10 protein-coding genes and 2 pseudogenes are annotated in these 15010 nt (G+C 50.2%); 7 read left to right on the top strand and 5 right to left on the bottom strand.

What is annotated here, in order from left to right; genetic code table 11:
- Positions 1–380: 380 nt before the first annotated feature.
- The 5 genes from FHS16_RS16345 to FHS16_RS16325 form a co-directional block, all read right to left on the bottom strand.
- A complete protein-coding gene (locus FHS16_RS16345) occupies positions 381–1319 on the bottom strand; it encodes a DMT family transporter (protein WP_183564540.1) in 939 nt (312 codons plus the stop codon).
- Positions 1320–1412: 93 nt separating this feature from the next.
- Positions 1413–2486 (bottom strand): ABC transporter substrate-binding protein, encoded by a 1074-nt coding sequence (locus FHS16_RS16340; RefSeq protein ID WP_183564537.1) that lies wholly within the window; start codon positions 2484–2486, stop codon positions 1413–1415.
- Positions 2483–3286 carry an ABC transporter permease gene (locus FHS16_RS16335; RefSeq protein WP_183564534.1) on the bottom strand — a complete coding sequence of 268 codons (804 nt, stop codon included), beginning with the start codon at positions 3284–3286 and terminating at the stop codon, positions 2483–2485. Before FHS16_RS16335 ends, FHS16_RS16340 begins: the two co-directional genes overlap by 4 nt.
- On the bottom strand, positions 3270–4088 hold the full coding sequence (locus tag FHS16_RS16330) for an ABC transporter permease (RefSeq protein ID WP_183564531.1): 819 nt from the start codon (positions 4086–4088) through the stop codon (positions 3270–3272). The genes FHS16_RS16335 and FHS16_RS16330 overlap by 17 nt, the downstream gene beginning before the upstream one ends.
- Positions 4078–5187, bottom strand: coding sequence for an ABC transporter ATP-binding protein (locus tag FHS16_RS16325; protein WP_183564528.1), 1110 nt, complete (start codon positions 5185–5187; stop codon positions 4078–4080). The genes FHS16_RS16330 and FHS16_RS16325 overlap by 11 nt, the downstream gene beginning before the upstream one ends.
- A gap of 199 nt (positions 5188–5386) precedes the next feature.
- Here FHS16_RS16325 and FHS16_RS16320 point away from each other — a divergent pair, with 199 nt between their 5' ends.
- The 7 genes and pseudogenes from FHS16_RS16320 (at position 5387) to FHS16_RS16290 (ending at position 12806) form a co-directional block, all read left to right on the top strand.
- Positions 5387–6826 (top strand): PTS mannitol transporter subunit IIBC, encoded by a 1440-nt coding sequence (locus FHS16_RS16320; RefSeq protein WP_183564525.1) that lies wholly within the window; start codon positions 5387–5389, stop codon positions 6824–6826.
- Positions 6827–6914: 88 nt separating this feature from the next.
- Positions 6915–7046, top strand: a pseudogene (locus tag FHS16_RS32630) (HTH domain-containing protein); the annotation flags it as partial.
- A gap of 165 nt (positions 7047–7211) precedes the next feature.
- Positions 7212–8969 (top strand): BglG family transcription antiterminator, encoded by a 1758-nt coding sequence (locus FHS16_RS16310; RefSeq protein WP_183564522.1) that lies wholly within the window; start codon positions 7212–7214, stop codon positions 8967–8969.
- 2 nt (positions 8970–8971) lie between these two features.
- The gene (locus tag FHS16_RS16305) at positions 8972–9409 is read left to right on the top strand and encodes a PTS mannitol transporter subunit IIA (protein ID WP_183564519.1); all 438 of its coding nucleotides are present in this window, start codon (positions 8972–8974) and stop codon (positions 9407–9409) included.
- A complete protein-coding gene (locus FHS16_RS16300) occupies positions 9406–10827 on the top strand; it encodes a mannitol-1-phosphate 5-dehydrogenase (protein WP_246431783.1) in 1422 nt (473 codons plus the stop codon). The genes FHS16_RS16305 and FHS16_RS16300 overlap by 4 nt, the downstream gene beginning before the upstream one ends.
- A complete protein-coding gene (ptsP, locus tag FHS16_RS16295) occupies positions 10827–12554 on the top strand; it encodes a phosphoenolpyruvate--protein phosphotransferase (RefSeq protein WP_183564516.1) in 1728 nt (575 codons plus the stop codon). The genes FHS16_RS16300 and ptsP overlap by 1 nt, the downstream gene beginning before the upstream one ends.
- Positions 12547–12806, top strand: a pseudogene (locus FHS16_RS16290) (HPr family phosphocarrier protein). The gene ptsP and the pseudogene FHS16_RS16290 overlap by 8 nt, the downstream one beginning before the upstream one ends.
- Positions 12807–15010: the final 2204 nt, after the last annotated feature.

Below are 15010 nucleotides of genomic sequence, written 5' to 3'. Positions count from 1 at the left end.
GAAAGTGATAGTCAAGGCGTAGAACCGCCCAAACGGTTGTTTGCAAGGCTATCCTTCATTGCCGCTGAATACGAAAATTGTGTTGCTATGACTGACTTTTCGCTATTTTGTGCAAACGCTTCGATGATTTCCAAAAATAATTTTCAGACTATTCTAATCAAACGCTTACATAACAAGCCTCTTACTTCTGAACGGCAATGCACACAAGCGTAAACGGATGAAGCCGTCCTCTGGCAGCTAAGCTTACGTTTCGCGTAGAAATATAGAGAAAGTTGGCGAAATGATATACTTTCCTATATTTTAAAAAAGAGGCATGCCATGGAAGAATACCTCCCTTTGACATCCCCTCTTGTTTCAAGGCCATGATGAAGCGGCTTCATTTATACGAGCTGACTACCCGTCTTCGCGGATAGAGCAGCTGGCTCAGCCCGCTTTTTACGCTCGATGCTGATCCAGATCAAGCCCGCAGCCATGCATCCCGCCCCGCACATTTGAAGCAATGCAATCTTCTCATCGAACATGAAGTAACCGGCGGCCACCGCAGCTGCTGGCACCGCATAACGGAAGAAGTTGGACCTTGTGGCGCCGACTTTGAACATGCAGGCATTCCACATCACGAAAGCTACCACCGTACAAATCAATACATTATAACCAATGGACAGATAATGGCCGGCATTCAGCGCGGACCAGTTCGTTTGCCCCCATGAGCCGAATGTCAACGGCAGCATGAATAAAGAGCCGAACGCAATGGTCCAAGTGCTGACGCGCAGCGCCGAATATGTTTTCATAAGCGACATGGAGGTGAGATTGAACAACGGGCCGATAATGCTTACGCCGAAAGCCATCGCATTGCCGAGCATATTTTCCGAGGATAGGCTGAAACCCTCGTCACCGCCGAGAATGACGAAGCACACGCCTACAATCGAAATTGCGCCTCCGACGATTAGTCGCGGCGTAATCGTTTCTTTCATGAACAACGGAGCGAACAAAGCTGCAAAAATCGGCCATGGCGCAACGTTAAGGAGTGATGCATTCGCCAGCGTCGTATACTTTATCGAGTACATGACTGTAATCTCAAGCAGTGTAATACCGATTAAACCGATAAGCGCCAGCCTCGGTACGATCCGCCACGGAATGCCTACACTGCCTTCAGTCAGCTTCAGGATCAGAAAGAAGAATGGGATAGCTAGACCAAATCTTAAAAAAGAGAATACGACCGGATTAAAAGACTCCATCGCGAGACGTGAAATGCCGAAGTTCGCTCCCCATACAACAGCGATTAGGATCAGACCGCCGTAGTTCAACCACTTATTGTTCATTCTTTTCCGCTCCATCTATTCGCAATTATTCACCTGTGCAATTCCTTATCCATCATAGCATGGGGAATCCGCGAAAAACGCCCCGATATTGGCTCATTTCTTATGCATTTTAAACTCTAGGAACAGCTCATTATAATGGGCCAGCATTTTTTTGCCGAGATTATCATATACCTCAAGCCTTCCAGTCAGCTCTTCATTCGGATAAAAACGCTCATCGCCCGAAATATCTTCCGGCAGCAGCGACATGGCCGATTGATTCGGCGTTGAGTAACCGACATATTCCGTATTCTGAGCAGCCACCTCGGGATCGAGCATAAAGTTGATGAACTGATGCGCTCCCTCGATATTCTTCGCCGTCTTCGGAATGACCATATTGTCGAACCACAGGTTCGAGCCTTCCTCGGGCACGATGTAATCGAGCTTATCGTTCTCGCCCATAATTTCGGAGGCATCCCCTGACCATACAAGCCCCACTGCCGCTTCTTCATTCGCAAGCAGCAGCTTGATTTCATCGCCAACGATCGCCTTGACGTTAGGCGTCAGCAGCTTCAGCTTCGCCTTAGCCTCCTGCAAATGCGCTTCATCCGTATCATTGAGCGAATAGGTTAGAGCGTTCAGCCCCATGCCCATAACCTCCCGCGCACCGTCAAGCAGCAATATCTGATTGCGCAGCTGATCATCCCACAGATCATTCCAGCTCGTGAAGGTGAGATCGCCTACAAGCTCAGGATTATAAACAATGCCGACCGTGCCCCAGAAATACGGAATTGAATAGGCATTATCCGGATCAAAGGACAAATTCATAAATTTCGGATCAATATGCTTTAGGTTAGGCAGCTTGTCATGGTCGAGCTTGAGCAGCAAGCCTTCCTCTTTCATTTTGCTAATTGCATATTCCGAAGGTACGCTGACGTCGAACGTCGTCCCGCCCTGCTCGATCTTCGTCATCATCGCCTCATTGGAGTCGAAGGTTTGATAAATGACCTTAATGCCTGTCTCTTGCTCGAACCGCTCCAGCAGCTCCGGATCGACATAATCGCCCCAATTATAAATCGTCAAGGTCTTGTCACCGCTATAGCCTTCGCTATCATTCAAATAGGCAGTCAAGTAGATGAGTCCGAGGGAGACGGCAAATACAATCGCAAACATGCGCACGAGCTGTTTCATCCGCGTCCCTCCTTCACCGGTGATTTGACATTTCGCTGATTGATAAAGTAATAGCCGACAACGAGAATAATGGTAAATAGGAAAATAAGCGTCGACAACGCATTGATGGATAAGGATACTCCTTGACGGGCTCTTGAATAGATTTCGACCGACAGCGTCGAGAAGCCGTTGCCCGTTACGAAAAAGGTGACCGCAAAGTCGTCAAGCGAATAAGTCAGCGCCATGAAAAAACCAGCGAATATGCCTGGTTTAATAAACGGCAGCACGACTCTAGCGAGCACCTGCCAGGAGCTTGCGCCAAGATCCCGCGCAGCGTCGATAAGCGTCGTGCTCATTTCCTGCAGCTTCGGCAGCACCATGATGACGACGATCGGAACGCTGAACGCAATATGCGAGAGCAGCACGGACACGAAGCCAAGCTTAATGCCGATCATCGTGAACAAGATGAGAAACGAAGCCCCGATAATCACGTCTGGACTAACGATCAGCACATTGTTCAATGTAAGCAGCGTTTGCTTCGGACGATTGCTTCGCACATGATGGATGGCGATCGCTCCGATGACGCCTAGAATCGTCGAGATCGCAGCAGATAGCAGCGCGATTACGAACGTATTGAGCACGATAATAAGCAGCCGCGTATCAGCGAATACTTCCTTGTAGTAGTCGAGCGTAAAGCTCTCGAAGTCACGCATCGACCCGCCGCTGTTGAAGGAGTAGAACATTAAATAGAAAATAGGCGCATAAAGTACAGCAAATACAAGCACCAAGTAAATATTCGACCATTTATTTTTTCCGCGCATTGACCGCACCTCGCTTCCGATTGCCAGTGAGGAGCATCATGGCCGCCATCGCAAGGATGAGAAAGACAGCGATTGTCGCCCCCATGCCCCAATCCTGCGTGACGAGAAAATGCTGCTCAATTGCGGTACCCAGTGTTATGACACGGTTCCCTGCGATGAGGCGGGTAATCATGAACAGCGACAGCGCCGGAATGAAGACAGCCATGCAGCCGGACTTCACCCCGCTGACGGTAAGCGGGAAGATGACTCTGCGGAACGTCGTCCATGCCGATGCGCCCAGGTCTCTCGCTGCGTACACGAGCGTTGGATTCATTTCCTCCAGCGCATTGAAGATCGGGAGGATCATGAATGGGATAAAAATGTACACGGAGACGAACACAAAGCTGAAATCCGTGAACAAAATCTGTTGTTTGCCAATACCGATCGCTTCCAGCAAGCTATTCGTCAAGCCATAAGTGCCGAACAAGCCGATAAATGCATAAGCCTTGAGCAGCAGATTAATCCAGCTCGGCAATATAATGAGCAGCAGCCACAGCTGCTTGTGCTTGGTCCGCGTTAAGAGATAGGCTGCCGGATAAGCAGCAAGCAGCGATATCGCGGTAATAAGAAACGCGTACCAGAATGAGCTCAGCGTCATGCGCATATACACCGGCGTGAAAAACTTCGCGTAATTGCCCAGTGTGAAATGGCCTTCTACGTCGAAGAAAGAGTAATACGCAACCAGCACGATCGGAGCCACAACGAACAGCACGATCCATGCCAGATAGGGAACCAGATAGAAACGGCGAGAACTATTCGACATTGTCAGCCTCACTGTACGCTTCGAGACGTTTGTCGAACTCTTCTTCCGTCTCGCCGATCCGCATGACATGTATCGCTTCCGAATCGAAATGCAGGCCGATCTGCTCACCGACAACAGCCTTGCGCGTGGAATGGACTAGCCATTCATTGCCCGCATCGTCATAACAGCAAATCTCATAATGAACCCCGCGGAACAGCTGTGAATCCACCCTTGCCTCCAGCTTGCCGGCGCCTGCCAAGGTAATCTCAAGATCCTCGGGCCTGATGACAATATCGACCGCTTCATTCGGCATGAGCCCTTGGTCGACACAAGCGAAGGAGCGGCCGGCAAATTCCACCTCGAAGTCGCGCACCATCCGGCCCGGCACAATGTTCGATTCACCGATGAAATCTGCGACAAAACGGTTGATCGGCTCATCGTAAATATCCGTTGGCGTGCCGCTCTGCTGAATCTTTCCTTCATTAAGGACAAAAATCTCATCGGACATAGCGAGCGCTTCCTCTTGGTCATGCGTGACAAATATGAACGTAATCCCAAGGCGGCGCTGCAGCTCGCGCAGCTCGTACTGCATCTCGGTCCGAAGCTTCAAGTCGAGCGCGGAGAGCGGCTCGTCCAACAATATAATCTCCGGCTCGTTCACGATGGCGCGCGCAATCGCCACACGCTGCCGCTGGCCGCCAGACATCTCGGCAATTTCCCGCGATTCGTAGCCAGGCAGATTGACGAACTTCAGCGCGTCCATCACCTTCGCGGTAATATCTGCATTTTTCATTTTTTTGATGCGCAGGCCGAATGCCACGTTCTCGAACACATTCAGATGCGGAAACAATGCATAATCCTGAAATACGGTGTTCACCTGCCGCTCATTCGCAGGCACGCGGTTAATGACTTTTCCATTGAAATATATTTGTCCCTCGGATGGCTCGGTGAATCCCGCAATCAACCGAAGTATCGTGGTTTTGCCGCAGCCCGATGGGCCAAGCAGCGTATAAAATTTGCCGCGTTCTATTGTAAAGCTAACGTCTCTCAGAACAGCGGCAGCGCTATTGTCATATTGCTTCGTGACGTGCTCAAAGCGAATTATCGTTTGATCCTGCATCTCGCATACCCCTTTGCCAAATTAGAAGAAACAATAGTGATTATACCGCATCCCCGCAAATCGGCAATAGAAAAAGAAAAATGATGTCAACAGCCTTCATGACGCAACCTGCTTTTCAATTGATTGAACATGTAAGCGCTATACATTACGATTAATTCATGTTCAGTTCGCACACATTATGTTAATTGGAGGTTGAAGGATGAATAAACTGGCATCTGAAAAACCGGTCTCCGGCGGTTTTAAAGTTTCCGTTCAACGGTTTGGCCGCTTTCTAAGCGGAATGGTCATGCCGAATATTGGTGCATTTATCGCTTGGGGCCTTATTACCGCTTTATTTATACCGACAGGCTGGATACCAAATGAGAGCTTAGCAACGCTTGTCGGCCCAATGATTACCTATCTGCTTCCTATTCTTATCGGCTATACCGGCGGCCAAATGATTCATGGCGTACGCGGCGGCGTCATTGGCGCCATCGTCACGCTAGGCGTGATCGCCGGCGCAGAGATCCCTATGTTCCTCGGTGCTATGATCGTCGGCCCGGCTGCGGCTTGGGTGCTGAAGAAATTCGATCAATCGATCGATGGCAAAATCCCGCCCGGCTTCGAAATGCTCATCAACAACTTCTCTTCCGGCATCATCGGCGGCGGGCTTGCACTCATCGCCTTCAAAGGGATCGGCCCGGTAGTCGAGGCGCTGAGCAATGCGCTCTCCTCCGGCGTGCAATGGCTGATCGATACCGGCTTGCTGCCGCTCGTGAACGTATTGATCGAGCCGGCCAAAGTATTGTTCCTTAACAACGCGATCAACCACGGCATTCTCGGACCGCTCGCCTTGGACCAAGCAACCGAAACCGGCAAATCGATCATCTACATGCTTGAATCGAACCCCGGTCCTGGACTCGGTATCCTGCTTGCTTATTGGCTGTTCGGCAAAGGCATGGTTAAGCATTCCGCGCCTGGCGCTGTCGTCATTCATTTCTTCGGCGGAATCCATGAAATTTATTTCCCTTACATTCTCATGAATCCGCGCTTAATACTAGCGGCAATCGCAGGCGGCGTAGCCGGAACCTTCACCTTCTCCCTATTCGGGGCAGGGCTGGTTGCCGCACCGTCTCCAGGAAGCATAATAGCTTACTTCTCGATGACGCCAAAAGGCGGCGTGCTGGCTATGCTGAGCGGTGTTGTCGTGGCGACAGTCGTATCCTTCCTCGTGTCCGCCGTGCTGCTCAAAACCAGCAAGCAAAGCGAAGGCGACGACAATGAGCTGGAGCTTGCGACACAGAAAGTGCAGCAAATGAAGGCGGAGTCAAAAGGATCAGCTGCCGCTTCTCCTTCTGCAGTGATAGCACAGCGATCGAGTGATCAGGTTAACAAAATCGTCTTTTCCTGCGATGCAGGAATGGGCTCCAGCGCGATGGGCGCTTCGATCCTTCGCAAAAAAGTAAATGCGGCCGAGCTTCCCGTCACGGTCGTCAACACCGCAATCAACGATATTCCAGGCGATGCCGATATTGTCATTACACACAAGACGCTCACAGACCGCGCTCGCCAGAAGGCGCCGAACGCCGAGCATATTTCGATTGACAATTTCCTTAAAAGCCCTGAATATGACTTGCTTGTTCGAAGACTAAGCGAATAACGATACCGTTTCTTTTATGTAGACCATACTTAACGCTGACAGTTTACTGTCGGCGTTAAGTCCATTCTTCTGTTAAGGAGGATAACCTATCAAAGCCTCGACTAGGCAACGCCGCATTATAGAGCTGCTGCTGGAGCAGCAGCATGAAATTACCGCCGCCGATATCGCAGCAATCGTCGGCACCAGCACGCGAACGATTCATCGCGAGCTGAACGATATCGAGCCACTACTTGCTGCAAGCGGGATTCAGCTGCACAAAACCGCGGGGCTCGGCATCCGCGCCGAAGCCAGTCACGCTGCGCTTGAGCGGTTCAAGCATTCGCTTGACCATGCCGATTCTGCGGAATATTCAGCGGACGAACGCAAAATCTTAATTTTCTGCAGCTTGCTGGAGCTTGAGGAGCCCATAAAGCTGTTCTCGCTTGCGCATGAGCTGCGGGTCACTATGCCGACGATTAGCCATGATCTCGATGAGCTCGAACCGTTCATTGCGCGGCAGAGTTTGACACTCGTAAGGCGCAGAGGCTACGGCGTAGAGATTATTGGCAAGGAAGCGGCCAAGCGCCATGCCATCAGCCTGCTTGCCGCCAATCATCTGGACGATGCCGACTTGTTCGGACAATTCAAGGACTTGACGGTAACCAATCCGATTACAGTGCGGCTACTCGACATGATCGGCAAAGAAAACTTCAAAAGGCTGGAGCTCGCTCTATGGGAGCTAAGCGACGAATGGTCCAACACTTTGTCGGAATCCGATTATACGAAGCTGCTGATCAAGCTGTCCGTTGCTTTTACCCGCATAGAGCGCGGTTGTATGATCCCACCTAGCCCTGCCGGCAAGACGGAGCCTATTCCCTTGCTGAGGAGCCTGCTTGACGTTCTACACATTCAGCCACCGGAACAAGAGCGAATGTATCTCTCCGAGCTCCTGGATAACGAGGCGCTTCCGGAAAGCAGTCTGCTGGTGCTGCAGGAGGACATCACGGCCATCGAGAACGTGAAGCAGCTGATCCGGCATGTGGAATCGAAGCTGCAAATGTCGCTTGCCCATGACCGCTCGTTGGAGGACGGATTAATTCAGCACATCAAGCCTGCATTTGGGCGCATTCAAGACGGAATAGCCATTCGCAATCCTATGCTGGCGCCAATCAAGAAGGAATATAGCCTGCTGTTTTCCATTGTGCGCAGCGGTGTACAAAAGATCTATACGGCTCTCCAGATTCCAGACGAGGAGATCGGCTATATCGTCATGCATTTCGGCGCATCGCTGGAGAGACTGAAGCCATTCCCGAGAAAAATTAGAGCTGTGCTCGTCTGCACGAGCGGAATCGGCTCTTCGAAGCTTCTTGCCGTCAAAATCGCCAAGGAGCTGCCGCAAATCGAGCTGATCGGCCATTTCTCATGGTTCGAGGCACGTCGGCTTCCTCCTAACCGTTACGATTTGATTATTTCAACTGTTGATTTGCCGCTGGAGCCCGATCGCTATATTAAACTCAGCCCCATGCTCTCGCAAGAGGAAACGACCAAGCTGCGCGCTTATATTGAGGGCACCACGCTCAAGAAGGAAAGTCCATCCATCGCTAGCGTGACCGATGATTTCAAGCAATCGCCGATGGACCGGATGCATCTGCTCCAGCTTTATTCCGGCATTGTCCTGAGGCTGCTGGACGGCATGCGCGTGCATGATTTGCATTTGGCCGATGAGCATGAGCAGCTTGAGCACCAGCTCCCCTGCATGCTCTCTTTGATCGATAAGCCTTATATCGGCGGCCATCTGGACAGAATCGTTTCGCAGCTGCTCGAAAGAGAGCGGCAAGGCTCGCTGATCATGCCGGATTCGGAGCTCGCTTTGCTTCATACGCGGAGCGAATGGATCGAAGCGCCTCTGCTTGCTTTGTACCGTTACGACAGACCGCTTCTATTAAACGAGGACGGCTCCTCGCACGCCACTCAACTGCTCTTGATGCTCGGGCCTGACAAGCTCGATACGTACAGCCTGGAGCTGCTAAGCGAGATTAGCGCCATGCTGCTGCTGCCTGAACTGATTGCTGTTTTTGCAGAGGGTGACGAGGCAAGCATCAAGCTATTCATCTCCAAACAGCTGGAGAATTATATAAAAACAAAATTGGATTGGAGAGACTAACCATGACTATTCTATCAACAGACAAAGTAAAGCTTAACGTGAGCGTAAAAGATAAATACGAGGCGATCCGCCTTGTCGGGCAGATGCTCGTAGATGCAGGCCATGTGCCAGCGCCTTATATTGAAAAAATGATCGAGCGTGAGGATTCGCTGTCTACCTACATCGGCGGCGGACTTGCCATGCCCCACGGCACGAATGATGCGAAGGCCATCATCCAATCTACCGGGCTTGCCATCATCACCGTGCCGGAAGGCGTAGATTTCGGCGGCGAGGAGCCTGCTCAGCTGATTATCGGCCTAGCTGCGGTCGGCGATGCCCATTTGGATATTTTGACAAGCATTGCTGTGCTCGTATCCGAGGAAGAAGACATGCAGCGCATTCTGAACGCCTCGACCGAGCAAGAGCTGATTGCTATTTTCGAATCGGGGATGGAAGCATGAAGGCCGTCCACTTTGGCGCAGGCAACATCGGCAGAGGGTTTATCGGCTTGCTGCTCCACAACGCCGGCTACGAAATAACCTTCGTCGACGTGAACGACAAGCTCGTTTCGGAGCTGCAAGATAAAGGACAATATGCAGTAAAGCTTGCTAATGAGCAAGGAGACACCTATCTGGTTGACCACATTACGGCGATTGACGGCAAAGATGTTGACCGAGTCGCCGAAGCCATTGCAGGCGCCGACATCGTAACGACTGCCGTTGGCGTTAACATCCTGAAACATATCGCAGGCGCGATTGCCAGAGGTATTGAGCAGCGCGCGATTGGCAAAGACGGGGTGCGGCTTGCGACTGGCGGAGGCAGCGAGCAGCTGTCGACTGACGGAGGCAGCGAACAGCTTGCGACTGACGGCAGCATCGAGCGGCTTGCGAATGGCGGAGGCAGCGAGCAGCGTGCGACTGACGGCAGCATCGAGCGGCTTGCGAATGGCGGAGGCAGCGAGCAGCTGTCGACTGACAACAGCATCGAGCGGCATGCGATTGTCAGAGGCAGCGAGCGGCGTGTGACAAACGACAATGCCGCCCTTCCCATCATTGCCTGCGAGAATGCGCTTGGCGGCAGCACGCTTTTGAAAAAACTGGTTTACGAGCAGCTGGATGCAGCAGGCCAGTCGTTTGCAGACCAATACATTGCGTTTCCGGACGCTGCCGTAGACCGTATCGTACCGCTGCAGCTGCATTCGGATTCACTCCAGGTTACAGTCGAGCCATTCTATGAATGGACCGTGGAACGTTCTCCTTTGCTCGCCTCCCAGACTGAAATTCAAGGCATTCACTATGTGGATCGGCTCGAGCCTTATATCGAACGCAAGCTTTTCACCGTTAACACGGGCCACTGCGTCGCAGCTTACCACGGAAACTTAAAGGGTTATGCAACGATCCAAGAAGCGATGCAGGATCCAGATGTCGTTGCCGAGGTAAAGGGTGCTTTGCTCGAATCAGGCGCCGCTCTCGTACGGACCTATCAATTCGACGAGAAGGCTCATGCCGATTACGTGAATCAAATTTTGGAGCGATTTATTAATCCCTATCTGGTGGATGAGATTGCCAGAATCGGCCGATCACCAATTCGCAAGCTCTCTCCGAATGATCGTCTGGTTCGACCGGCGATATCCGCTTATCAATACGGCATTCCCGTTGATCACTTGACCGCCGCTATGGCGGCTGCCTTATATTTCAATTATCCAGATGACCCTGAATCGGTAGAACTGCAAGGTTATTTGAATGAGCATGGGCTTCATGCGACGCTGGTCAAATATACCGGCCTTGCCGAGCAGCACCCCCTTCATATTAGAGCTGCCGAGCAATATCACGAGATCAGTCAGCGTTATAGTCCAGCACAGAAAGGAATGAACTCATAATGACACTGAAGGGTATAGCGGCTTCGCCCGGCATTGCGATCGCTCGCGTGTTTTTCCTATCCGCCGAACGCTTCGTCCCGGATCGTCAAATCGTTCCAGACAGCTCCGCCGAGATATTACGTTTTCGGTCATCGGTATCCGTAGCGCAGGCAGAGATTGAAGCCATTCGTATTTCTACCGAAGAAAAGCTCGGAGCGGACAAAGCAGAAATATTCGAAGGTCATCTGATGATTCTGGAGGACCCTGATTTCATTGATGCTATTGCGATGAAAATCGAAGAAGAAAACATAAACGCGGAATATGCGCTGCATGAAACATCCCAATCATTCGTCGAGCTGCTGCAAGGCATGGACGATGAACTGCTTCGCGGACGCGCAGTCGATATCGAAGACGTATCCGGGCGGATCATGAGCCATTTGCGCGGCACGCCGCATATGGATTTGGCGGGCATGTCCGAGGAATGCATTATCGTCGCACGCGATTTGACACCATCAGACACAGCCCAGCTCGATCTGGATTACGTGCGCGGATTTATTACGGAGGTGGGCAGCCGCACTTCCCATTCTGCCATCATGGCACGATCGCTTGAGATCCCCGCTATCGTAGGAGCAGGCAGCGCCGTTCTCGATATCGCTCCGCATGCGCTCGTTGTTCTGGATGCGAATCAAGGTATCGTTCTTGTTAATCCTTCGGACGATGAATTGGCGGATTATCAAGCCAAGAAACAGGCTGATGATCTAAGGAGAACGGAGCTAAGCAGGCTGAGAGAACTTCCTTCGCTCTCCAAGGACGGCAAACGGGTTGAACTCGCAGCCAACATCGGCAAGCTGGATGATATTCAGCGGGCCATCGATAATGGAGCGGAAGGCATCGGGCTTTTCCGCACCGAATTTCTTTATATGGGACGCAGCACGCTCCCTACCGAGGAAGAACAGTTCACCAGCTATAAGTACGCACTGGAAAAAATGAATCCAAAGCCCGTCGTCATCCGCACGCTCGATATCGGCGGCGACAAGGAGCTTCCTTACATGGAGCTTCCGAAGGAAAGCAATCCGTTCCTCGGACAGCGTGCCCTGCGCTTATGCTTAGATAGGCAGGATCTGTTCCGGACGCAGCTGCGGGCGCTGCTCCGCGCAAGCCGCTATGGAAACCTGAAAATCATGTTCCCGATGATCGCCGTACTCGAAGAGCTTCTCGAAGCAAAGCGCCTTCTTGAGGAAGAGAAACAGAAGCTTATCGCAGAAGGCGTTGAGCTCGCCGAGCATATTGAAATCGGCATGATGATCGAAATTCCCGCCGCAGCGATCGCAGCGGACCTCTTTGCGCCGGAGGTTGATTTCTTCAGCATTGGTACGAACGATCTCGTTCAATACACGATGGCGGCAGACCGCATGAATGAAACGGTGGCGTATTTGTACCAGCCATGGCATCCTTCCCTGCTGCGCCTCATTCGCTTTGTCATTCAGGCAGCGGAGAAGGAAGGCAAATGGGTTGGCATGTGCGGAGAGATGGCCGGAGATGCGACCGCAATCCCCTTGCTGCTAGGACTCGGTCTTCATGAATTCAGCATGAGCGCTGGCGGGATTCTTCCGGCCAGGGAGCTGATTAGCCAGCTTAACCAAGCCGAATGGTCCAGCCATGCCGTCCAAGCCTTGTCGATGCGGAGCACCAAGGAAATTACACAATTTGTTGAAGATACCCAAAAAGGAGTGACTCATCATGATTAGCAAAACATTCACGATCCTTAACCCAACAGGCTTTCACGTTCGACCGTCCAAAACCTTTGTTCAAACGGCAACGACTTTCCCCTGCAAGGTGAACGTTATTAATAAAGGAAAAAAGTCAACGGAAAGAGCTCGCTAAGCATGCTCACGCTTGGCATCGCCGCAAATGAGGAAGTTACGCTGGAGATCGATGGCGAACAGGAAGAGCAGGCGCTCGAGGCGCTCGGCAAGCTGCTTACTGAAATTCACGAGTAAGCGTGAATCGCCCTCACAGCACTTCATATTCCTGTTATATCGATTGAAGCATCATCTTAATAGCTGCCCCTGCAGGCACCACGCCGCTCGGGGGCAGCTTTTTATTACACATGCATCCTTAAGAGTTGCGAGCTGCGAATTGCGAATTGCGAGTTGCACACCAGCTTCTATCACAAAAAGAAACCAAAGTCCGCCTTCTCTCCGATTCAGGCTCATCCGATAATTCACCAATTCCCTTATGCAATTGTGCATTTACTCACATTCTAACTCTAATGTTACTCCTGCTCCTGCTCCTAACCTACTTCTACTTTTACTTTTACTTCTACTTTTACTTTTACATTTACATTTACTTCTACTTTTGCTCTGTTTCTACTTTTACTCCTTCTCTGCTTCTACTTTTGCTCTGTCTCTACTTCTACTCCTGTTCTATTTCTACTTCTGCTCTGCTTCCACTCCTTAACTGCCTCTACTCCTGCTCTGTTCTACTCCTTCTCAGCTTCTACTCCTATTCTGTTTCTACTCCTGCTCTGCTTCTACTCCTTATCTGCACTGTTCTACTTCTACTCCTGCTCTGTTTCTATACCTGCTCTGTTCTACTCCTTCTCTGTTTCTACTCCTGCTCTGCTTCTACTCCTGCTCTGTTTCTACTCCTGTGCTCTGCTTCCACTTCTGCTCAACTTCTACTCCTGCTCTGCTTCTACTCTGCTTCTTCTTCTTCTGCTCTGCTTCTTCTACTCCTGCTCTGCTTCTACTCTGCTTCTTCTTCTGCTCTGCTTCTTCTACTCCTATTCTGTTTCTACTCCTACTCTTATTTCTACTTTTACCCTACTACGGGTCATGCTCCTGCTTACATATTTGATCTCTGCTTTCTTCTGTACACTTTGCCCATATCCAGCACTTCCACAACCACAACCACAACCACAACCACAACATCAAGTTACACTGCACTTTCTACAATCTAAACCTTACATAACACACAGTTCTGATCCCTACATTGCAGAAGGTACAGCAGAAAAGCTCCTTTTCCACCAAAACGGCAGGAATCGTTCATTTCCATTGTAAATACTGCAACGTAGACAGCCAATGAACGGCATATAACGAATTACGTTGTACTTCTTGCACTGTAGCCATGCCGTTGAGGAGTGACTTCTACCGGCTCTCATAAATGACCGAATTGAATAAAACACATTAGAATTGAATAAAACTCATCTGCATACGGTCCGTCTCCTATACCTAATAAAATGAACAAAACCGCATAATCCAAGAAAACGCCACAACTACGAGTACTGTTTAAGGGAAATGACCATTACAAACCACGCTGCACTTTCTACAAACTGCCCACATCCAATACTTCCACAACCACAAAAACAAGTTACACTGTTACACTGCACTTTCTACAACCTAAACCTTACATAACACACACTTCTGATCCCTACATTGCAGAAAGTACAGCAGAAAAGCTCCTTTTCTACCAAAACGGCAAGAATCATTCATTTTCATTGTAAATACTGCAACGTAGACAGCCAATGAACGGCATATAACGAATTACGTTGTACTTTTTGCACTGTAGCCATGCCGTTGAGGAGCGACTTCTACCGACTCTCATGAATGACCGAATTGAATAAAACACATCAGCATACGGTCCGTCTCCTATACCTAATAAAATGAACAAAACCGCATGATCCAAGAAAAAGCCACAACTAAGAGTACCGTTTAAGGTTAATGACCATTACAAACCACACTGCACTTTCTACAACCTAAACCTTACATAACACACACTTCTGTACCTTACGTTGCAGAAAGTACAGCAGAACAGCTCCTTTTCCACCAACACGGCAAGAATCATTCATTTTCAGTGTAAATACTGCAACGTAGACAGCCAATGAACGCCATATAACGAATTACGTTGTACTTTTTGCACTGTAGCTAACCAATGAACGCCGTAATCAAGTTACACTGCACTTTCTACAACCTAAACCTTACATAACACACAGTTCTGATCCCTACATTGCAGAAAGTACAGCAGAAAAGCTTCTTTTCTACCAAAACGGCAAGAATCATTCATTTTCATTGTAAATACTGCAACGTAGACAGCCAATGAACGCCGTATAACGAATTACGTTGTACTTTTTGCACTGTAGCTAACCAATGAACGCCGTAATCAAGTTACACTGCACTTTCTACAACCTAAACCTTACATAACA

It is taken from the genome of Paenibacillus endophyticus, assembly GCF_014192395.1.
Taxonomy (GTDB): domain Bacteria; phylum Bacillota; class Bacilli; order Paenibacillales; family Paenibacillaceae; genus Pristimantibacillus; species Pristimantibacillus endophyticus.
The sequence above is the reverse complement of the archived record's forward strand: the minus strand, read 5'-3'. Positions and strand labels throughout refer to the sequence as shown.

Bases quoted from the DNA above. Each gene is read 5' to 3' on its own strand.
- FHS16_RS16335 (WP_183564534.1), bottom strand. From the start codon at position 3,286: ATGCGCGGAAAAAATAAATGGTCGAATATTTACTTGGTGCTTGTATTT.
- FHS16_RS16320 (WP_183564525.1), top strand. From the start codon at position 5,387: ATGAATAAACTGGCATCTGAAAAACCGGTCTCCGGCGGTTTTAAAGTT.
- FHS16_RS16305 (WP_183564519.1), top strand. From the start codon at position 8,972: ATGACTATTCTATCAACAGACAAAGTAAAGCTTAACGTGAGCGTAAAA.
- FHS16_RS16300 (WP_246431783.1), top strand. From the start codon at position 9,406: ATGAAGGCCGTCCACTTTGGCGCAGGCAACATCGGCAGAGGGTTTATC.
- FHS16_RS16340 (WP_183564537.1), bottom strand. From the start codon at position 2,486: ATGAAACAGCTCGTGCGCATGTTTGCGATTGTATTTGCCGTCTCCCTC.
- FHS16_RS16330 (WP_183564531.1), bottom strand. From the start codon at position 4,088: ATGTCGAATAGTTCTCGCCGTTTCTATCTGGTTCCCTATCTGGCATGG.
- FHS16_RS16345 (WP_183564540.1), bottom strand. From the start codon at position 1,319: ATGAACAATAAGTGGTTGAACTACGGCGGTCTGATCCTAATCGCTGTT.
- ptsP (WP_183564516.1), top strand. From the start codon at position 10,827: ATGACACTGAAGGGTATAGCGGCTTCGCCCGGCATTGCGATCGCTCGC.
- FHS16_RS16325 (WP_183564528.1), bottom strand. From the start codon at position 5,187: ATGCAGGATCAAACGATAATTCGCTTTGAGCACGTCACGAAGCAATAT.